The sequence below is a fragment of the Streptomyces sp. NPDC056347 genome, assembly GCF_042262625.1.
GTDB lineage: Bacteria > Actinomycetota > Actinomycetes > Streptomycetales > Streptomycetaceae > Streptomyces.
Genome location: NZ_JBHJQP010000044.1, coordinates 1 through 19,889, shown reverse-complemented (window position 1 = coordinate 19,889; position 19,889 = coordinate 1). Strand labels below are relative to the sequence as shown.

Below are 19,889 nucleotides of genomic sequence, written 5' to 3'. Positions count from 1 at the left end.
ACGTCCTCAAGGACGCCCTACGAGCATGACCACCGAGCGTCATTGCGCCGCCAGCCCGTATGTCACGTACGACGGGCTGCCCGTCCTGCATGCGACAGAGGTGAAGCCGCCGCTGATCCACCGTGCGGCTTCAGGTGGTCAGTCCGTCGGCCGGGGTGATGGCGGCGCGATTGACGTGGCGGGCGAGCCACATCAGCAGGGCATCCAGATCGGTGGCCGCCGAGAGTACCCGTTCGGCCGCTTCGGGAGTGCCCAGCCACTCCTCGCAGCCCAGAGAACGGGCGGCGATCAGCGAGCGGTGGCGCAGCAGGTCCGCGCGAGGGTGGTGCGTCGGATAGCCTCGCGGAGGGCGTTTCATCATGTCTCCGGAGATGTCGTAGCCCTTGTGTCGTACGTCGTTGACGATGGCTGACAGTTCGCGGCCGCTGTTCTCGGAGGCCACAGCGCTGCGGAACATGTCCACCTGGCCGGGGTCGGGATACCACCAGGCGCCCTGGATCCGTAGGCCGTCCAGGGAGAACCGGAGCCCGATCTCGACCTTGCGGCCGAGCCGGATCACCGCGCCTTGGTGCTGCCACCACCAGGAGCCGGTACGGAAGTGCCAGACCGAGAAGTCCTCGTACCGGGGGTCGGTGTCAGCGATGTCGTTGAGCAGAGCGATCATAGGCTGGCGGACCAGGCGCTCGCGGTCCGCGCGGTAGCGTTCCCTGGTCGCTTTGGTCGGTTCACCCTGGAGTTGCCACAACACATCCATGGCCTGCGGCGGCCAGCCGGTGAACTGTCTGCGCATGCGGGGAGAATAGCCCAGCCCATCGTCCGCGAGACCCGTGCGTGAAGAGTTCGTCGTCTCTGGCCCGATCCGAGTGGCTCGAGAAGAAAACGCCAGTGGCCGACCGTGCCGGAGCCGGCCGGCGGTTCGCCGTTGTACGGCCGCAGCGCCTGGGCGTACGCATGGTCGGCGCCGGCCCGGTCGCGGGCCCGTTCGGCGTCGGCGACCAGGCGGTCGAACCCGGCGCAGCGCGGCCACGTGGTTCTGGATCACGCCGACGCCGACGCCGCTGGCGGGAGCGGACGCCTCGTAGAGGGAGTCGAGCAGGTTCGACGCAGACACCCACTGGCGGCGGTGGAACACCAGAGCGCACAGCCACGGCCTTGCACTGGGGCGGGCCGAGGTGTGGCGGCATCCTCTCTCGCGGAGTGGCCCAGGTTCGGTCAGCCGTCATTGTCACATACTTCGATGGTCGATATATGGTGCGGCTATGGGAAAACGCCAGCCGGCCCTGACCGAGCCGCAATACTTCATCCTCGCCGCCCTTCTCGACGGGCCGTTGCACGGCTACGGCATCATCAAAGCCACCGAGCAGGCCACCGACGGCCGACTCACGCTCGCCGTCGGCACCCTGTACGGGGCGCTGGAGCGGATGGAGCGGTCCGGGCTGGTGGCCGCCGACCGCGAAGAGGTCGTGGACGGACGGCCGCGCCGGTACTACCGGCTCACCCAGGACGGCGCCCGCACGCTCACGCAGGAGGCGCAGCGGATGCGGCAGGCGGCCGCCGTGGTCACCGGACGCCTGGGCAGCCTCGGGGTGGCCCACCCGTGAACCGCCTGCTGCTCGCCCCGTACCCCAAGAGCCACCGCGAGCGGTACGGGGCCGAACTGCTGGCCTGCCTGACTGAGGCGCACCCCGGCCGCGCCTGGCCGCCGCCGCGCGAAGTCGCCGCCATGCTGCGCGGCGGGGCGCGGGCGCGGGTGCGGGCCGTCTGCGACGACCCGGCCCGCCCGTGGTGGCTGGACGGCATCCACCTGGCCGCCCTCGTCCTCGCCGCGCTGGCACTCGTGCCGTATCTGCAGGACGTGTGGGACTGGGCGCTGCGGGTCGACCCGGGCGGCCGGGCCATCGGCTTCCACCACGCGGGCTGGTACCCCTGGGCACAGGGGCCGGGCACCCGTACCCGGATGCTGCCGTACGGCCTGCTCCCGCTGGTCTGCGTGGTCGCGCTGCTGCGAGGCAAGCCGTGGATCGCGCTCCCGGCGTCGGCGGCGATGGTCTACAGCGGTGCCGCGCTGGGGAGTTCGGCGTTCTTCGACAGCGAGGGCGTGGTGGGCACGGGCTACTACGGGCTGGCCGCGCCGATCCTGGTCAACGACCTGGTCCTGTCGGCGACGCTGTTCGTCGCCTGCGCGGCGCTGGCGGCGAGTCGGCCCGGCCGCCTGCGCCGCCACTCCCACGGCTGGCTCGTCCCGCTCCTGGGCGCCCTGTTTCTGGCCGGGGGCCTGCACCTCGTCTCGAACGATCCGTGGTTCCAGCGGGGCCAGTTCGTCCTCGAAGCCGCCGCGCTGCTCACCGCGTGGTGGGCGACGGCCGTCACCGGCGACTACCGGTGGTCGATCCCCGTTGCCGCGTTCGCGGTCGTCCGGGCCCACGCGATGCTGAGCGAGTCGATTCCCCTGGACATCCGGCATCTGCCGCTCGCGTCCGTCGTCCTCGTCCTGGCCGCCACGGCCCCGGTGCTGGCCGTCACCGCGTGGGACAGGCGCGGTGCCGGCCGCCTCCGATAGCGGCGTGGAAGCCGCGCGTACGACCCCTTCACAGATCCAGGAACACAGGAACGAGATGACGAGCGAATCGCAGAACCGTCCGGATGTACGCGGCCTCCCGAGGGGAGTGGGGGAGCCTGCACCGCGTCTGGCGCGCCGGACACTGCCGACGGCGGCCGTGGTGTTTCTCGCGGCGTTCGCGGCGGTCTACCTGCTGGCCGTGTGGACACCGGCCGGGCAGAGGGCGGAGAACTCCCTGGTCGTCGGCTACGCCGATCAGGCCCGCGTCCTCGCCGTGAACGAGTCGGTGGGCCTGCCCCCGCTGACCGCCGAGTACGCGACCATCGTCGCCGGGATCGCGCTGATCGCCTTGGTCGCCCTCGTACGCCGCAGGTGGCGCGAAGGCTGTGCGGCGGTCGGCGTCGTCGTGGTCTCGCTCGTGGGGGCGGAAGCCCTGAGGTCCGTGCTGCCGCGTCCCGATCTGGTGCACGCGCCGAGCCAGCTCACCGAGGTGAGCTTCCCGAGCGGGCATGTCGCCATCGCCGCGGGGCTGGCCCTCGGCGCCGCGCTCGTCGCGTCCCCGCGCACCCGTCCGTACGTCGTCGCCGCCGGCGCCCTGTGGCTCGCGGTCACCGCCGGCGGCGTCCAGGCCCTCTACTGGCACCGGCCGAGCGACGCACTCGGCGCCACGCTGCTGGCCTGCGCCTGCCACGCCCTGGCGACCCGGATGTTGCCGCCTACCGAGCAGTCCACCGGGCAGTCCACCGGGCCGCTCGCCGCGCGGCCCTCCCGGTCGGCGGCCGGCACGCGTCCCGGTGCGCTGTCGGCCGTGGCCCTGGCCGTCGCCGCGATCGGCGCGGTGCTGGGCAGCGCGCGGGAAGACGCCCTCGCGCGCCCGCTGGTGTTCGCGGCGGCGGCGTTCGCATGCGCGGTGCTGATCTGGTGGACCGCTGTGAAGCGCGCCGAAAGGCCGGAAGAACCGCGCCTTCGGGAGTGACACGGCCTCATCGAGCAGTCCATGAACGAGTGGCAACGCGTCAGCCAAGGTGACGCACCCGAGGGTTGAACCGGGGGTGTGGTCCGTGGCCGGCCCGGAAGCACTGGTCGGGAGGGGTGCGGCAGTGGGAGGGGACGGGAACTGGCGCGCAGGTCGGGCTCGGTCGAGTGTCGGCTGAGCGAAAGGCGCCTGACGGGTGAAAGCCCAGGTCAGGCGCCTTTCCTCGTACTCCTAGAAGAAGCCCTGCTTCTTCGGCGAGTAGCTCACCAGCAGGTTCTTCGTCTGCTGGTAGTGCTCCAGCATCATCCGGTGGTTCTCGCGGCCGATCCCGGACTGCTTGTAGCCGCCGAAGGCCGCGTGTGCGGGGTACACGTGGTAGCAGTTGGTCCAGACCCGGCCCGCCCGGATGGCGCGGCCCGCCCGGTACGCGGTGTTGGTGTCCCGGGTCCAGACACCGGCGCCCAGGCCGTACAGCGTGTCGTTGGCGGTCCTGATCGCGTCGTCGAAGTCGGAGAAGGATGTGACCGCGACGACCGGGCCGAAGATCTCCTCCTGGAAGACCCGCATGCGGTTGTCGCCCTCGAAGATGGTGGGCTGGACGTAGTAGCCGCCCGCGAGCTCCCCGTCGTACTCGATCCGTTCCCCGCCCGTGCGGATCTTCGCGCCCTCCTGCACGCCGATGTCCAGGTACGAGAGGATTTTCTGGAGCTGGTCGTTGGAGGCCTGGGCGCCGACCATCGTGTCGGTGTCCAGCGGGTGGCCCGGCACGATCCGCTCGGTGCGGGCGATGCCCGCCTCCAGGAACTCGCCGTACAGGCCGCGCTGGATCAGTGCGCGCGAGGGGCAGGTGCAGACCTCGCCCTGGTTGAGGGCGAACATGGTGAAGCCCTCGAGGGCCTTGTCGCGGAAGTCGTCGTCCGCGTTCCACACGTCGTCGAAGAAGATGTTGGGCGACTTGCCGCCGAGTTCCAGTGTCACCGGCTTGATGTTCTCGGAGGCGTACTGCATGATCAGCCGGCCCGTCGTCGTCTCGCCCGTGAAGGCGATCTTCGCGACGCGCGGGCTGGAGGCGAGGGGCTTGCCCGCCTCCGCGCCGAAGCCGTTCACGATGTTCACGACACCCGGCGGCAGCAGGTCGGCGACCAGCTTCAGCCATACATGGATGGAGGCCGGGGTCTGCTCGGCCGGCTTCAGGACCACCGTGTTGCCCGCCGCGAGCGCGGGGGCCAGCTTCCACGTCGCCATCAGGATCGGGAAGTTCCACGGGATGATCTGCGCGACCACGCCGAGCGGCTCGTGGAAGTGGTACGCGACGGTGTCCGCGTCGATCTCGCTGAGCGTGCCCTCCTGGGCGCGCAGCGCACCGGCGAAGTACCGGAAGTGGTCGACGGCCAGCGGGATGTCGGCCGCCAGCGTCTCCCGTACCGGCTTGCCGTTGTCCCAGCTCTCGGCGACCGCCAGCTCCTCCAGATGCGCCTCCATCCGGTCGGCGATCCGGTTGAGGATCCCGGCGCGGTCGGCCGCCGAGGTGGCACCCCAGGCGGGCGCCGCCGCATGCGCCGCGTCCAGCGCCAGCTCGACGTCCTCGGCCGTGCCGCGCGCGATCTCGGTGAAGGGGCGGCCGTTGACGGGGCTCGGGTTCTCGAAGTACTGGCCCCGGACGGGCGCCACGTACGCACCGCCGATCCAGTGGTCGTAACGGGACTCGTACGAGACGAGGGCACCCTCGGTGCCCGGCGCGGCGTAACGGGTCATCTCTGTGGCCTCCCGGATCCGGTGCCGCCCGCCGTTGGGCGGCCCTCGCGGTGAGCGTAGAAGGCGGTACGTTGCAGCCCCGTTGCGTCGGGTGTCAGCTCTGCTCGGCCTCCAGGGAGCGGGCCCTGGCGAGCAGGGCCGGGCGCTGGGCGGGGGAAGCGGCCGTGGCGAGCGCCCGCCACACCGGGAGGTCGTTCTCGCCCCAGGGGCTGTACGCCCAGTCGGCCAGCAGCCCCGGGTCGCCGCGTGCGACGAGCGCGGCCCGCAGCTGGTCCTCGATCCGGCGGCGCAGGCGGATGACGGACGGCGACTGCGAGGCGGGGAGCAACGGTCCGGAGTAGGCGTTCATCGCCGCGGCCACCGCCCCCGACGCGAGCCTGCGTGCCACCGTGTCGAAGTCCGCGTCGACCGGGGCGGCCAGCCGGTACGGGCGGGAGAGCAGGAGCTCCGGTCCCAGCAGCCTGCGCAGCCGGGAGAGCTCGGCACGCAGCGTCACCGGGGTGACCGACTCGTTCTCGTACAGTTCCACGAGCAGTTCGTCGCCGCCCATGCCCTCCGGGCGGCGGGCGAGGGTCACCAGGATCTCGCTGTGCCGCCGGCTCAGCCGTAACCGGCGGCCGCCCGCCGCCAGCAGCGCCTCGTCCCGGCCCAGCGCGCTCAGCCGCACCGTGTCACCCGGGGGCGGCGCCGGGGCGAGCAGCGCGAGCTGGCCCTCGGCGGCGCGTGCCACCGCCTGCACGAACGCCAGGCTGTGCGGATGCGCGAGCCCGTCCCCGCCGGTGATGTCCACCGCGCCCAGGACCCGGCCCGTGTGCGGGTCGTGCAGGGGAGCGGCCGCGCACGTCCAGCGCTGTACCGGGCGCCGATAGTGCTCGGCGGCGAAGACCTGTACCGGGCGGTCCACGGCCAGTGCCGTACCCGGGGCGTTGGTCCCGGCCACCGACTCGGCCCAGCGGGCGCCCTCCACGAAGTTCATCCGGCCTGCGGCCCGCCGGGGCCCCGCGGGCCCTTCGACCCACAGCAGCCTGCCGTGCGCGTCGCACACCGCGAGCAGGTGCTCCCCGTCCGCCGCGTAGGCCCCCGTCAGCTCGCGGATCAGCGGCATGACGGGGGCCAGGGGATGCCCGTCGCGGTACGGTCCCAGGTCGTCCGGGCCGAGCTCGATCAGGGCCGTGCCGTCCGGGCTGACCCGGGCCCGCGCCGAGCGCCGCCACGACTCACCGACGACCGGCCGCACCGGTCGCTCCAGCCGGCCGGACGTGGTGAACGTCTCGTGAGCGCGGCGCAGCTGGCCGATCCGTTCACCGGGGTCCGTACCGGCCGCCAGCGCCACCCAGGGATCCTTCAACTCACCCTCCGGTCCAGGGGCATCGTGCAGACCCCATCGTCACCGCGGTGGGCCGCCGCGACAACCGCCCCGCACCGCAAGCACCGGTCCGGGTGACGCGACCGGGTGACGCGCCGGGGTCAGCCGGCCGAGTACAGGTTGACGAGCCGGATGTAGCGCACCCAGTCCCACTGCGGGCCGGGGTCGGTGTGGTCGGTGCCCGGCACCTGGGCGTGCGCGAGGATGTGCGCGCGGTCCTTCGGGATTCCGTAGCGGTCGCACACCGACGCCGTCAGCAGCGCCGACCGCTCGTACAGGGCATTGGTGAAGTAGGAGGGCTGGTCCACCCAGCCCTCGTGCTCGATGCCGATGCTGCGGGTGTTGTAGTCCCAATTGCCCGCGTGCCAGGCGATGTTCTTCTCTCGTACGCACTGTCCGACGTAGCCGTCCGAGGAGCGCACCACATAGTGCGCGGAGACCTGCTTCGCCGGATTCTGGAAGATGTTGATCGTGTTCGCGTACGTCTCCTGGGTGACATGGATGATCACGTACTGCACGGGATAGGCCGAAGGGCGGCTCGACGCCGTGTAGTTCGATGTGGAGGCGGGCGTCCAGTGCGCGAGCGGGTAGTCGGTGTCGCCCGCCGTGGTGGCGGCCGCGGCGCGGGCGGAGGCGGGCAGCAGAGCGGCGGCCGCGGTGGCGGCGGCGCCCTGGAGAATCCTTCTGCGATGCATGAACACTCCTGTGTGTGGGGGGAAGGGGAAGGACCACGGGGGAGGAGAGACCGGTCGGGTCAGCGGGCGAGCAGCGCCGCGGTCTCCCGCAGGTGGCGGTGGAGACCGCGGTGGGGGTCACCGGTGGGCAGCCACTCCTTGCGGATCTTCGCGACGCTGGTGTAGTTGGTGTCGCACACATTGGCCAGCGGTGCCTCGCCGGCCTGGCTGAGCAGCTGGTATGCGTCGAGTTCGGACAGGCCGTAGTCGCGGGACACCCACTGCACCAGATCCAGCTGGGAGATCCGGAAGGCGTCCTCCAGCGGACGGGCCGATCCGGTCGACATCAGGTGGGTGTCGGACTCGATGCGCGGCCACGGCGTACTGACCCCCTTCAGCAGCTCGACCAGCACCACCGTGTTCATCGCGCATTCCACGGCCACCCCGCAGGTCTCGCCCTCGCCCTGGCGGGCGTGGCCGTCCCCCAGGCTCAGCAGGGCCCCCTCGACGTTGACCCCCAGATAGCAGGTGACACCCGCCCGCATCTCGGGCGTGTCCATGTTCCCCCCGTGCGCGTCCGGCACCAGAGCGGAACGGACCTCCAGATTGGCCGGAGCCACCCCGACCGTGCCGTGCATCGGGTCCATCGGCAGTTCCACCTGTACGTCACTGTCCCGGGCGCTGAACAGGCAGGTGCCACGAGTCCGGTCCAGCTGCCACATCCACACCACCTCGGGCAGCGGGGCCTGCAACGACGCGGTGGTGTGGGTGGAGGTCAGCGCCCCGAAGAGCGGGACGGTCGTCGAAGCGGCCCAGTCCCTGGCCGGTTCGATCGAGACGAAGTGGACCGCGACGGTGTCCCCGGGCTCCGCGCCCACCACATGGAACGGGCCGGTCTGCGGATTCAGGAACGGGAACTCACAGACCTCGGAGACCAGGTCCTTCTCGGAACGCACCCGCCCGGCGAAGCAGTCCTCCGTGTACAGGTCGAGGAAGGTGCCCGGCTCGATCCGGGCCACCGGGGCCGCTCCGCCGAAGGTCCAGGCGTACTCGCCCTCCTCGGGACGGACGGTCAGGACACGGGGGTCGCTCATCGCTGCTCTGCTCCTGTCGCTGTGTCCCCGGCCGGTGCCGGGTCGTCGAGGTGGATCCGCCCGGTCTCCGCGACCCGCTCCGGATGACGGCGCATCAGCACCACCAGCACAACGATCCCGGTCAGCATCCGGACACCGACCACCGGACCGGCGTACGAAACGGGCGCGCTGAGCTCGGAGACGAAGTCGAGGACCGGGATCCCGGCGGCCGTCAGCAGCGAGGGGAGGAACGCCGCGATGCCCAGCACCGGGAACAGGAGATGGAGTACGGGGTCGAAGGCGTCGCGGCACCGGCGCAGGAAGTATCCGACGCACGACGGGTTCACGATGATGTACACACCGATGATCACGGTGACGATCACCGTCGCCGGCTGCGTGAACGCGGTCACCGGGTCGTGGGCGAACCCCGGCCCGAGCGTCGCGCCGACCGCGACCACGAACTGCGCCGCCACCCCCATGACCGGGGAGACGGGCGACCAGGGCCACCACTACCGAGAGCGGCAGGCTGCCGCCCGCGAACGCCGCACCGGAGGGGATCGAGGCGGCGGGAGCCATCGCCGTGACGCTCTGGAAGAGGACCTCGCGCGACCCGATGGCGTCGCGTAACAGCCCGCTGCTGGATTCCCCCGACATCCCTGGCTCCTTCGGTGTCCGATGACCGGAAGGCGGTGTCCGATGTGTGGCCGTGCCTTTCGCGCGCCCTACCGTACGGGTCGCAGCGCGGATCACGGAAGACTGCGGGGACGAAAGCGTTCCGGCGGACGGGGAGAACGCGGGCGGGAGAGAACCGGCATGTACGGCGATGTCGGCACGGGTGGGGAACAGGCGTGGTGGAGACAGGAATCCGGTCCCCGGCGGGACGGGCCGCCGGGGACCGGGGCGGGGCGGCGCCCACGGGCAGGCGCCGCGCTCCGGTCAGCCGCGCAGCGGGCGCGGCAGCTTCAGCTGCGTCACCGATGTCCTGATGCCGCTGTCGATCAGACGGCCGTCGGCGTCGAACGCCTCGGGTCCGTCGGTCATCCCGAAGTCGTTGTCGTTGATGAGGGCGAGGGTGTCCCGGCCCGTGACCGCCACGCCTTCGATCTTCCCGGGCACGCCCGGCACCTTGCCCAGGTCGACGACCAGGCTCTTGCGGAGCACCGGCACGCCCGATGCGGCGGGGTCGGTGAGCTCCTCGTACGAGGGGGACGTCGCCGGCTCGTCCCACGCGGAGCCGAGGATGCCCCGGCCCTGCGGGAGCGTCACCCGGTGCAGCCGGGCCGCCCGGTCCGTACGCTCCTCGACCAGCAGGTCGTTCCCGCCGAGCGAGACGACCGAGGAGACCTTCAGCTCGGAGGTGTCGTCCTGGCCCGGGTCCACGACGTCCACCGGGTCGAAGCGGTAGGCGTACTCCGCGGTGACCGCCTGCTTCTTCGTGGAGAAGCGCAGCAGTCGCACATTGCGCGAGGACTCGCCCGCGCCCTGGTCGGGCAGCGAGAGCGGGCTCTGCACCGCGATCACCAGATCGCCGCCGGGCAGCAGGGCCAGGCCCTCGAATCCACGATTGATCTTGCGGTGCAGCAGCACGCCGGGCAGCGCCTCCACCACCGGATAGTCCGCGCCGGTCAGATCCAGGCCCCGCGGAACATAGCGGGTGAGCACCTTGCCGCGGGCCGAGACGTGCACCAGGGAGGGGCCGTACTCGTCGACGAGCCAGAAGCTGCCGTCGGTGGCGCGGACGATGCCCTCGGTGTCCAGACCGTTGGGGTTGTACGTCAGCGGCGTCCGCGCGTCGTAGCCGTACGGAGCCTCGTCGCGGCCCTGCTGGTTGGACAGACCGGTCACCGGGGCGCCGGAGCGGGTGGTCACAGGGATCGCGTCCACCACCCGCAGATGCTTCCCGGCGACCCGCACCTTGACGATCGCCGGGTTGAACCCGGGCACGGGGAAGGTGCGCCGCTTCTTCCCGTCGATCTTGATCTGTCCGTTCGGGCCCCGGTCGGTGACCGTCCAGAACTCGCCCCGGCGTTCCGCGGGGTAGATGTCGCTGCCGATGCCGCCGAGCTTCACCCCGCGGTCGTCCAGGACCGTGCCGGGCAGCAGCCCGTTGCTGAAGCCGCCCAGCGGTACGTCGCCCAGGACCGCCGTGCCAGTGATCCGCGCCGGACGCTCCGGGCGCTCGTGCCGGTTCGGCGCACCGGTCGCGGTCCCGGCCACGCACACCGTCGCGAGTACGGCGAGCGGCAGGCCGGCTGCGAGGGAACGACGGACAACACGCACGGACATGGGGCCTCCTGGGGCACGAACAGGTCTGACGGCCGTCAGGTTCCGCGTCCGTGCTCAACGGAAGGTGACATCCGGTTGAACGCACGGGCAGAACACGACGACGGACAGGGGGAGCGGGCGGCCCCGCCCGTCGTCGTGCTCCGCTGACGCGGCCTCAGCCGTCCGCCGGACCCGATCCGCCCAGCGCGGCCGCCGGATCCTCGCCCGCCGGACCGGCGGGGACCCAGCGACCGTCCTTCTCGCGGAACGGCCACCAGCGCCCGTCCGGCCCGTACCGGAGCTGCACGCCGCCGTCCGCCGAGGTCCAGCGGTTGCCCGCCTCCCGCAGCCGGGGCCGCTCACCCTCCTCCCAGGCCGCCGCCATCCGGGCACGTGCCCTGGCCAGCGCCTCCGGGTCCGGGGCCCATTCCTCCTCCAGCACGGTGAGCGCGGCCACCCCTCCGTACCGCCAGGCCCGCACCGCCGCGTCGAACTCGGCGGTGCACCGCTGCGAGCCGGCGGCCAGCCGCTTCGCGATCCACGGCTCCGGACGGGTCTCGGCAGCGATCCGCACGGCGTCCTGGCGTGGCGTCAGCGCCGTCGGCGGCAGCTGCCGTTGGTGGCCCGGGGCGAGTGCCTCGGCCAGCGTCCGGTGGGCGCGCGCCGCGCTGTCCGCCGCCAGCAGTTCCAGCGCCGCCGGATCGATGCCGGCCCGCGGGTCGGTGTCGGTGTCCAGCGAGGGCGCCGGCCCGGGTGCGTCGGGCAGCGGCGGCGGAGCGGGCAACGGAGGCAGGATGTCCCGGGCCGCGAACGCCTCGTCGGCCGGTACGCCCTCGTCGGCGACCGGCACGGGGGAACCGCTGTCCGCCGCGACGGGCCCGCCCTCCGCACGGGCCGCGATGCGGATCTGGAGCTCGTCCAGGACGCGCCGCTCACCGCGTCCCCGCATCAGCAGCAGCACGAACGGGTCCTGGTCCAGCAGCCGCGCCACCTGGTAGCAGAGCGCGGCGCTGTGCGGGCAGTGGTCCCACGCCTCGCAGGTGCACTCCGGGTCCAGATCGCCGATCCCGGGCAGCAGTTCCACCCCGGCCGCCGCCGCGTCCTCCACCAGATGCGGCGGCATCTCGCGGTCCAGCAGCGCCGCGATGTGCCCGGCCCGCTCGACGGCCATGCCGAGGAACTGCTCCCAGTCCGCCCCGCCCAGCTCCTGGAGCAGTACGTCGCTGCGGTACGTGGAGTCGCCGTCGTGGACCAGCGCGGTGATCCGGCCGGGGCGTACGGAGACCGCGCCGACCCGGCCCTCGCGGGCGAACTTCCGCCCCTTCTTGAGCTGTTGGCCGTCCAGGGCGGTGTCCTCCAGGGCCTTGAGCCAGGTCCGGCCCCACCATGTGGTGGCGAAGCCCCGGCCCTGTGCGGGCGGCAGCGCGGCGAAGGTCCGCTCCTGCCCGGGGAAGTCCTCGCCGTCGCCCGCGTACGCGTCGTGCTCGTACTCGTCACGGTCGCTCTCGTGCGTGCCGCTCATCGTGCGCCCCCTCGCAGCTCCACCAGCTCGGCCAGTTCCGCATCGGACAGTTCGGTCAGGGCCGCTTCGCCGGAGCCGAGCACCGCGTCCGCGAGCCCCTGCTTGCGGGCCAGCATGGCGGCGATCCGGTCCTCGACGGTGCCCTCGGCGATCAGCCGGTGCACCTGGACCGGCTGGGTCTGCCCGATCCGGTACGCGCGGTCGGTGGCCTGCGCCTCGACCGCCGGGTTCCACCAGCGGTCGAAGTGCACGACGTGACCGGCGCGGGTGAGGTTGAGCCCGGTGCCGGCCGCTTTCAACGACAGCAGGAAGACCGGTGCCTCGCCCGCCTGGAAGCGGCCGACCATCGCCTCGCGCTCCGCGACGGGCGTACCGCCGTGCAGGAACTGCGTACGCACCCCGCGCGCCGCCAGGTGTGTCTCGAGCAGCCGGGCCATCCGCACGTACTGGGTGAACACCAGCACGCTCGCCCCCTCCGCCAGGATCGTGTCCAGCAGTTCGTCCAGCAGCTCGACCTTCCCCGAACGGTCCGCGATCCGCGGCTCCTCCTCCTTCAGGTACTGCGCCGGGTGGTTGCAGATCTGCTTGAGCGCGGTCAGCAGCTTGACGACCAGGCCCCGCCGGGTGAAGCCGTCGGCGGCCGAGATGGCGGTCAGCGTCTCGCGCACCACCGCCTCGTACAGCCCGGTCTGTTCGGCCGTCAGGGACACCGTGCGGTCCGTCTCGGTCTTCGGCGGCAGCTCCGGGGCGATGCCGGGATCGGATTTGCGGCGCCGCAGCAGGAACGGGCGCACCAGTGCGGCGAGCCGTTCCGCGGCCGCCGGATCACCGCCCTCCACGGCCCGTGCGTAGCGGGTACGGAAGGTGCCGAGGCGGCCCAGCAGACCGGGTGTGGTCCAGTCGAGGATCGCCCACAGTTCGGAGAGATTGTTCTCCACGGGAGTGCCGGTGAGCGCCACCCGGGCCTGCGCGCCGATCGTCCGCAGCTGCCTGGCCGTCGCCGAGTACGGGTTCTTCACGTGCTGCGCCTCGTCCGCGACGACCATGCCCCAGCCGATCTCCGCGAGCTTCGCCGCGTCGAGCCGCATGGTGCCGTACGTGGTGAGGACGAACTCGCCGTCCGACAGATCGTCGAGGCTGCGCGTGCCGCCGTGGAAGCGGCGCACCGGCGTACCCGGCGCGAATCGCTCGATCTCCCGCTGCCAGTTGCCCATCAGGGAAGTGGGGCAGACCACCAGTGTCGGACCGGCGGCGGACTCGACGGTCCGGCGGTGCAGATGCAGCGCGATCAGCGTGATGGTCTTGCCGAGGCCCATGTCGTCGGCGAGGCAGCCGCCGAGTCCGAGCGAGGTCATGGTGTGGAGCCAGTTCAGACCGCGCAGCTGGTAGTCGCGCAGGGTGGCGGCCAGGGCCTCGGGCGGGCCGATCCACTGTTCGGCCGAGGCCGGATCGGCCAGGCGCCGGCGCAGCCGCTCCAGCCAGCCGGTGGCCTGCACCTCGACCCGGCGCCCGTCGACCTCGGCGGAGCCGGTCAGCACGGCACCCAGCGCGTCGATCGGGGCGACCTTGCGGTCCTGGGTCTCGCGGGCGCGACGGGCCTCCTCCGGGTCGATCAGCACCCATTGGTCCCGCAGCCGTACCACCGGCCGGTTCGCCTCGGCGAGCCGGTCCAGCTCAGCGCGGTCGAGCTGCTGATCCCCCAGCGCGAACCGCCAGTCGAACGCCAGCAGCGCGTCGGCGGACAGCAGCGGGGCGGCCCCGGACTCCATGGCGGCCGGGCCGTCCCGCTCGTCGTTGGGCGGTCCGATCACGGCGCGTGCGGTGAGCTTGCGGGCCAGTTCCTTGGGCCAGTGCACCTGGACGCCGGTCGCGGCCAGCGCCCGTCCGGCGGGGCCGAGGAGCTCGGTGAGCTCGTCGTCGGCCGGTTCCACGGCGTCGGGGACCGCGGCGGACAGCAGCGGGGAGAGCGGGGGCCAGGCCCGGGCGGCCCGGCCCAGCGCCAGCAGGGTGTCCATCCGGGCACGGGGCCCGAACGCGGCTGCGATGCGCGCGTCACCCGCCCATACCTCGGCCGCGTCGGCGACCAGCGTGGGGTCGCTGACACTGTGGATCTGGAGCACCACCCGGAAGGCCGGGCCACCGGACCCCGTCCCGGCCTCCTCGCCCGGAGCCTGCGCGTCCGGTACGGCGAGCCCGGACACCTCCACCCGGAGCGAGAGCCGGACACCCGCGTCGTGCCCCGCCGCGATGTCGGCCGCCCAGGCCCGTCGGTCGGGCAGATGCTGGGGCTCGTCCGCGGTGAACGCCGGGCCGCCACCGGCCAGCGCGGCGGCCGGGGTCCGGGGCAGGCCGTCCGCCACCGCGTCGAGGAAGGCACGCAGCAGCCGCTCGGGCTCGGGCAGCAGCACGGGCTCGGCGTCCGTCCCGTCGAGCGGGACCGCGTGGGCGGTCGGCGGCATCGAGGCCGCGAGCGTCCGGATCAGGGCCTGGTCGTCGGCGGTCAGCGGCCCGACCCGCCAGGCATCGTGATCGGTGGCGCTCAGCCCGGGCAGCAGCAGGCCCCGGGCGGCGAACTGAAGGGCGAGCAGGGCGGCCGCGCCCCAGAACGCGGCCGCGCCGGAAGCGTGCGCCGAGGCCCGCGCACGGGTCAGCACGGGCAGCGCGTCCCGGACCGGGAGCAGCCGCGCCGGTACGGCGTACGGCTGGACGTCGGGGCCGACGACGGTCAGCTCCGCCACGGACCCGGGGCCGTCGGGCGGACCGCTGCCGTCCGGATGCCAGAAGGCGATTCGGCCGGTGCGGGCGGGGTCGTCGGGGAGGAACACCACGGAACAGGCGGAGAGGGCGGAAATCTCGGAGAGCGTTGCGGCAGGAAGTCTGTGCACAGCGAAGCCGAATTCCTCAAATTTGACTAGTGGATGTCGGGGCGTCGGGGGCGCCGAGGGTACCCCACCCCTGCCCGGGAACGTGAACGGAGCCGCTGTGACCTGGGACATAGTTGCCCGCCCGGGGTGCCGAGCCAGTCCCGGAAAGAATCATTCCGGCCATCGGGGTGGAGCCAGCACCCCTATGGGGAGGGGGTTTGCCCCCGGGGATCTCGGGTGCTGGCGCCATAGCTGCCGCACCCTCCGCCGCCCTACGTTTCTCCAGGTCAGCGCAGCATTTCAGAGACCGGAGACATCATGCCCCAGGCCATGGCCGCCGCGGCGGGAGCCACCAGGGACGGTGCGGGAGACGCCGTCGCGGAAGGTGTCGCCGCCTGCCGCACCGCAGCGGGAGGCGCGACGGACACCGAGTGTGCCGCAACAGCCGTGCCGTCCCAGGGGAGCGACTTCACACCCCTGCTCCGGGCGGTGAAGGGGCAGGGCCTGCTGGACCGGCGGACCGGCTGGTACGCGACCGGGATCGCGGTCAACCTGGCCGCGCTGGCCGCCGTGATCACCGGCATGTTCCTGCTCGGCGACACCTGGTGGACGCTGTTCCTCGCGCTGCCGCTGGCGGTCTTCTGGGCGCGCACCGCGTTCATCGGGCACGACGCCGGGCACGCCCAGATCACCGGCGGCCGCCGGGCGGGCCGCGCCATCGGCCTGGTCCACGCCAATCTGCTGCTCGGCATGAACGAGGCGTGGTGGAACGACAAGCACGCCCGCCACCACGCCAACCCCAACCACATCGACAAGGATCCGGACGTCGCGGTGGGTGCGCTCGTCTGGACGCAGCACCAAGCCGCCCGGCGCGCCGGATTCGCCGGCTGGCTCACCCGCAACCAGGCGCGCCTCTTCTTCCCGATGCTGCTTCTCGAGGGCATCGCACTGAAGATCTCCGGCTTCCAGTACCTGCGCCGGCAGCCCGCCCGGGAACGCCTGCTGTCGGCCCTCCTCCTCGTCGCCCACCTGGGTCTCTACGCAGCCCTGCTGCTCACCGTCCTGTCGCCGGGCAAGGCCGTCGTCTTCGCGCTCCTCCACCACGCGCTGTTCGGGCTCCACCTGGGCATGGCCTTCGCACCGAACCACAAGGGGATGGAGATGCCCGACCCGGACGGCGAACGCTGGGGCCACCTCCGGCGCCAGGTCCTCACCTCGCGCAACGTGCGCGGCGGCATCCTCACCGACTGGTTCCTGGGCGGCCTCAACTACCAGATCGAGCACCACCTCTTCCCGAGCATGCCCCGGCCCCACCTGCGCCTGGCCCAGCCCATGGTGCGGGCCCACTGCCAGGCGCTGGGCATGCCGTACGCCGAGACCGGGCTGGTCGAGTCCTACCGCCAGGCGCTGCGGCACATGCACGAGGTCGGCGAACCCCTGCGCTGAACGGTCGCGGCTCCCCGGAACCGACGGAAGCGCACAAGCGTTCTCACAGCAGATGCGGCTTCGGGCCGCGAAGGAGGCACGGACGATGTCGAACAGCGCGAAGATCGCCATCGGGGGTGTGATCGCCGCAGTCATCCTGATGCCGTTCATCGGCTTCTGGCTGTCGCTGCTGGTCCTGGTCGGAGTTCCGGCTGTCGCCTATCTGCTGCTCGACCCCGGGCAGCGGCGCAGGCTCCGCCGGATCACCCGCAAGGAGATAGGCCGCTGAGGACGGCCCCCGAGCGCCACGGGGCCGTGCGCGGCCCCGCCCTGCCCGCGCCTCGGCGTAGGCGTCAGGCCGGGCGGACCGCGAGCGCGTCCAGCGCCGCCAGCAGGCCGGGCAGTTCGGCGCCCCGCCCGACCGGCAGCACCTCGCCCGGCTCCTCGTCCAGCAGTACGAACGCGATGTCGTCGGTCCGGGCCACCAGGGACCAGCCGGGGCCGTCGGCGCGCAGCATCCGGGCGTCGTCGGAGGCGAAGGAGGACCGTACGCGGCCGGGCGGCGGCGGGGAGTCCACATAGCCTTGGGCCTCCGCGAGCACGCGCCGTACGCCGGGGTGCGCGTTGGACGGCGGGGCCATGGCACCGTCCTCGACCTCACCCTTCACCTCAGCTTGAGAGTCGGGGGTCGGGGAGCCCGCGGCCGAGGCGAAATCGGCCGAATCGTCGATCTGCTCGCGCCAGGCCGCCCACTGGTGCGCGATCTCGTCCGCCCCCATGCGTCGCTGGGCGGGCCCCCAGGACTCCGTGTCGGGCGGCGTCAGCGGAACCGGAGCCGTGTCCCCGGCCTTCGGGTCCGGCGGAGGGTCGTGCGGCGCCGCCACATTGGGAGCCGCGACCGCGAGCGGGAGCGGCCAGCCCGGGAGCGCGCAGACCACCGACCGGTCGTCGGGGGACAGCTCGTGCTCCATGCCGCAGTCCCAGGCCGCGATCGCGACGGCGACCAGCGACACGTCGTCGACGACGACGGTCCACCGCGCGCCCGAACCGTCCTGCCCGAGCACCAGCCCGTACCCCTCGGCGTACGGCTCGACGCCGAACACCGCGCACGCGGCCGGATAGTCGTCGCCGAGGACGGTCGGGAAGTGCGCCGGTGTCAGCAGCGCCGCCGTAAGCACGTACAGCGCGTCGTCGTCGGCGACCATGTCGTCCGGCGTGGCCACGGCACCCTCCTCGTCCCTCGTCGTTGGTCGTCGGCGCACCTTAACGAGTGAGTAACCCGCTCGTCGAGGCCCTGACAAACGAAGCGGGTACGCACGTGGCCCGGCGTGCCGCCCTCCTCAGGAGCGGTGCTCCACGACCGGCACCGCCCGGTCGGCGGGGAGGCCGAGCAGCGCACGGGCCACGTCCTGAGGAGACTCGCCACGCTCGCGGGCCAGCGCGACGACGGCCCGGCAGGCCAGCTCGCTGACCCCGAAGGACAGGGCCTCGGGCGACACCCAGCCGCTCGCCTCCTCGGCCCGCGCCTGGTCCTCCGTCGCGGACGCCGCGACGAAGACGGCGGCCGCCTCGAAGAGATTGGGCTGTCTGCGCCGAGCCTCCTTGGCGGGCGGCGCGGGCCGGTCCTCCTTGCGTTCGAAGGTGACCGCCCGGCGCAGGCCGCCGATTATGTCGATCATGAGGACCGCCTTCCGTCATTCCGTGCAACTGTGCGGGCGCGGCATTTCCATGCCCTCCTGTGGTCTTCCCCACCGACGTAGAGTTGGACCTCCGGCCGACGAAAGGGGGCAGCACGGTGAAGCGGTACGACCGGCTGAGGGAGATTCAGAGCCTGGACCCGGAGCGCGACTTCCTGCGCATCTACCGGATCACGGCGACCTACGAGTTCCCCTGGGACATCGCCCGCGCGCTGGAACTGGCCCTCTACCGCACCTATGCCGTGCCCAGCATCGGCCGCCTCCTCGCGGAGACCGCCGAACTGACGGATCGTTCGCAGAAGCGCTACGACGATACCGCGCTGCTTCTCGACGCGGTCCTGGAGCACGGCTTCGACAGCGGATCGGGCCGCTCGGCGCTGCGCCGGATCAACCAGATGCACCGCAGCTACGACATCAGCAACGACGACATGCGCTATGTGCTGTGCACCTTCGTCGTGACCCCGAAGCGCTGGCTCGACGACTACGGCTGGCGTCGGCTCTCCAATCACGAGCTGCGGGCCTGCGCCGCCTACTACCGGGCCCTGGGCGAGCACATGGGGATCAAGGACCTGCCGACGACCTACCAGGACTTCGAGCGCACCCTCGACGACTACGAGGCGGAACACTTCGGCTGGGACGAAGGGGCGCGCCGGGTCTCCGACGCCACCTTGGACCTGATGGGCTCCTGGTATCCGCGACCGCTGGCCCCCGTCGCCCGCAGGGCCGCCCTCGCCCTGCTCGACGACTCCCTGCTCCGGGCCTTCCGCTACCCGCGCCCCGGCGCCACGGCCCGGCGTCTGACCGGCGGCGCCCTGCGGCTCAGGGCCAGGGCGGTGCGGCTTCTGCCGCCGCGCACCACCGCGCACTACGCCCGGCAGAACCCGGAGATCAAGGGCTATCCGAACGGCCACGAGGTCTCCGGGCTGGGTACGTTCCCCCGCCCCGGCGTCGGTGGTTGCCCGGTCCCGCACCATCGCGGGTCCGGAGCCCCGGCGGAGTGACCGCGCGTGTGCCGGGCGGGCTCAGGGCGCCCGTACGGCGAGGGCGAGGAAGCCGTCGTCCTCGTCGGTGTACGCGTCGAGCCGCCAGCCCGCACGCGCGAGAAGCGGCCGGAGGTTGGGCTCGGCCCGCAGATCGTCGTCGGTGACGCGGCGGCCGTGGCGCGCCGCGAGAGCGGCCCGCCCGATCGGATGGAAGAGTGCCAGCAGCCCGCCCGGCCGTACCACCCTGGCGAGCTCCGCCAGATCGGGGCCGGGGCGGGAGAGGTGGGAGATCAGGCCGGACGCAAGGACCGCGTCGAGCACGCCGGGCCCCAGAGGCAGCCGCGCGACGTCGGCGAGCAGCAGAATCCCCTCGCGGTCGCGCCCGGCACGTACTGCCTCCTCCAGTATCGCCGGGGTCACGTCCGCGCCCAGCACCGTGCCCCGTGACCCGACGGCCGCGCGCAGGGCGGGCAGCGCCCGTCCCGTGCCGCAGCCGGCGTCGAGCACCGCGTCGCCCGGCCGCAGCGCGAGCGCGTCCGCGGCGGCGGCGAAGGCGGGGCCGTCATCGGGGAAGCGGCTGTCCCAGTCGGCCGCGCGGGCGGCGAAGAACTCCTGGACGTCTCTGAGGTCGTCGGCCATACGGACATCATCACGCAGGCGCCGCGGGAGCGATATCCGGACGGGACACCGTGGGGCGGCCGCCGCGGGCCCGGGCGCTCCCGGAAAGGG

18 protein-coding genes and 1 pseudogene are annotated in these 19,889 nt (G+C 72.6%); 7 read left to right on the top strand and 12 right to left on the bottom strand.

The window, feature by feature from the left end; genetic code table 11:
* Window positions 1–25 precede the first annotated feature (25 nt).
* Window positions 26–133, top strand: a pseudogene (locus ACFCV8_RS13120) (DUF6420 family protein); the annotation flags it as partial.
* On the opposite strand, the gene ACFCV8_RS13115 reads toward ACFCV8_RS13120, so the two are convergent.
* Complete coding sequence (locus ACFCV8_RS13115) at window positions 131–790, bottom strand: DUF2461 family protein (RefSeq protein WP_376685396.1); 660 nt, start codon at window positions 788–790, stop codon at window positions 131–133. The pseudogene ACFCV8_RS13120 and the gene ACFCV8_RS13115 sit on opposite strands and share 3 nt — an antisense overlap.
* A gap of 469 nt (window positions 791–1,259) precedes the next feature.
* On the opposite strand from ACFCV8_RS13115, the gene ACFCV8_RS13110 reads away from it, so the two are divergent.
* The 3 genes from ACFCV8_RS13110 (at window position 1,260) to ACFCV8_RS13100 (ending at window position 3,536) form a co-directional block, all read left to right on the top strand.
* The gene (locus ACFCV8_RS13110; protein WP_376685395.1) at window positions 1,260–1,601 is read left to right on the top strand and encodes a PadR family transcriptional regulator; all 342 of its coding nucleotides are present in this window, start codon (window positions 1,260–1,262) and stop codon (window positions 1,599–1,601) included.
* A complete protein-coding gene (locus ACFCV8_RS13105) occupies window positions 1,598–2,560 on the top strand; it encodes a hypothetical protein (protein ID WP_376685394.1) in 963 nt (320 codons plus the stop codon). The genes ACFCV8_RS13110 and ACFCV8_RS13105 overlap by 4 nt, the downstream gene beginning before the upstream one ends.
* A gap of 157 nt (window positions 2,561–2,717) precedes the next feature.
* Complete coding sequence (locus ACFCV8_RS13100) at window positions 2,718–3,536, top strand: phosphatase PAP2 family protein (RefSeq protein WP_376685393.1); 819 nt, start codon at window positions 2,718–2,720, stop codon at window positions 3,534–3,536.
* Window positions 3,537–3,767: 231 nt separating this feature from the next.
* Here the strand turns inward: ACFCV8_RS13100 and ACFCV8_RS13095 are convergent, their stop codons facing one another.
* The 8 genes from ACFCV8_RS13095 to ACFCV8_RS13060 form a co-directional block, all read right to left on the bottom strand.
* On the bottom strand, window positions 3,768–5,291 hold the full coding sequence (locus ACFCV8_RS13095) for an aldehyde dehydrogenase family protein (RefSeq protein ID WP_376685392.1): 1,524 nt from the start codon (window positions 5,289–5,291) through the stop codon (window positions 3,768–3,770).
* A gap of 94 nt (window positions 5,292–5,385) precedes the next feature.
* The gene (locus tag ACFCV8_RS13090) at window positions 5,386–6,639 is read right to left on the bottom strand and encodes a GAF domain-containing protein (protein WP_376685391.1); all 1,254 of its coding nucleotides are present in this window, start codon (window positions 6,637–6,639) and stop codon (window positions 5,386–5,388) included.
* Window positions 6,640–6,758: 119 nt separating this feature from the next.
* Window positions 6,759–7,352 carry an N-acetylmuramoyl-L-alanine amidase gene (locus ACFCV8_RS13085; RefSeq protein WP_376685390.1) on the bottom strand — a complete coding sequence of 198 codons (594 nt, stop codon included), beginning with the start codon at window positions 7,350–7,352 and terminating at the stop codon, window positions 6,759–6,761.
* 59 nt (window positions 7,353–7,411) lie between these two features.
* Window positions 7,412–8,425 carry an acetamidase/formamidase family protein gene (locus tag ACFCV8_RS13080; RefSeq protein ID WP_376685389.1) on the bottom strand — a complete coding sequence of 338 codons (1,014 nt, stop codon included), beginning with the start codon at window positions 8,423–8,425 and terminating at the stop codon, window positions 7,412–7,414.
* Window positions 8,422–8,877, bottom strand: a complete 456-nt coding sequence (locus ACFCV8_RS13075) for a hypothetical protein (protein ID WP_376685388.1) — start codon at window positions 8,875–8,877, stop codon at window positions 8,422–8,424. Before ACFCV8_RS13075 ends, ACFCV8_RS13080 begins: the two co-directional genes overlap by 4 nt.
* 463 nt (window positions 8,878–9,340) lie before the next feature.
* Window positions 9,341–10,690 carry an esterase-like activity of phytase family protein gene (locus ACFCV8_RS13070; RefSeq protein WP_376685387.1) on the bottom strand — a complete coding sequence of 450 codons (1,350 nt, stop codon included), beginning with the start codon at window positions 10,688–10,690 and terminating at the stop codon, window positions 9,341–9,343.
* A gap of 154 nt (window positions 10,691–10,844) precedes the next feature.
* The gene (locus tag ACFCV8_RS13065) at window positions 10,845–12,191 is read right to left on the bottom strand and encodes an SWF or SNF family helicase (RefSeq protein ID WP_376685386.1); all 1,347 of its coding nucleotides are present in this window, start codon (window positions 12,189–12,191) and stop codon (window positions 10,845–10,847) included.
* Window positions 12,188–15,076: an SNF2-related protein gene (locus ACFCV8_RS13060; protein WP_376685385.1), complete on the bottom strand. Its 2,889-nt coding sequence runs from the start codon at window positions 15,074–15,076 to the stop codon at window positions 12,188–12,190. Before ACFCV8_RS13060 ends, ACFCV8_RS13065 begins: the two co-directional genes overlap by 4 nt.
* 297 nt (window positions 15,077–15,373) lie before the next feature.
* Here ACFCV8_RS13060 and ACFCV8_RS13055 point away from each other — a divergent pair, with 297 nt between their 5' ends.
* Together ACFCV8_RS13055 and ACFCV8_RS13050 are read left to right on the top strand one after the other, a co-directional pair.
* Window positions 15,374–16,501 carry a fatty acid desaturase family protein gene (locus ACFCV8_RS13055; RefSeq protein WP_376685384.1) on the top strand — a complete coding sequence of 376 codons (1,128 nt, stop codon included), beginning with the start codon at window positions 15,374–15,376 and terminating at the stop codon, window positions 16,499–16,501.
* Between the two features lie 85 nt (window positions 16,502–16,586).
* Window positions 16,587–16,769 (top strand): hypothetical protein, encoded by a 183-nt coding sequence (locus tag ACFCV8_RS13050; protein ID WP_376685383.1) that lies wholly within the window; start codon window positions 16,587–16,589, stop codon window positions 16,767–16,769.
* 64 nt (window positions 16,770–16,833) lie between these two features.
* Here ACFCV8_RS13050 and ACFCV8_RS13045 read toward each other — a convergent pair whose 3' ends face one another.
* Together ACFCV8_RS13045 and ACFCV8_RS13040 are read right to left on the bottom strand one after the other, a co-directional pair.
* On the bottom strand, window positions 16,834–17,685 hold the full coding sequence (locus tag ACFCV8_RS13045) for a hypothetical protein (protein ID WP_376685412.1): 852 nt from the start codon (window positions 17,683–17,685) through the stop codon (window positions 16,834–16,836).
* Between the two features lie 135 nt (window positions 17,686–17,820).
* Window positions 17,821–18,159 (bottom strand): hypothetical protein, encoded by a 339-nt coding sequence (locus ACFCV8_RS13040; protein WP_376685382.1) that lies wholly within the window; start codon window positions 18,157–18,159, stop codon window positions 17,821–17,823.
* Window positions 18,160–18,275: 116 nt separating this feature from the next.
* On the opposite strand from ACFCV8_RS13040, the gene ACFCV8_RS13035 reads away from it, so the two are divergent.
* On the top strand, window positions 18,276–19,178 hold the full coding sequence (locus ACFCV8_RS13035; protein ID WP_376685381.1) for an oxygenase MpaB family protein: 903 nt from the start codon (window positions 18,276–18,278) through the stop codon (window positions 19,176–19,178).
* 21 nt (window positions 19,179–19,199) lie between these two features.
* Here ACFCV8_RS13035 and ACFCV8_RS13030 read toward each other — a convergent pair whose 3' ends face one another.
* Window positions 19,200–19,799, bottom strand: a complete 600-nt coding sequence (locus ACFCV8_RS13030; RefSeq protein WP_376685380.1) for a class I SAM-dependent methyltransferase — start codon at window positions 19,797–19,799, stop codon at window positions 19,200–19,202.
* Between the last annotated feature and the right edge of the window lie 90 nt (window positions 19,800–19,889).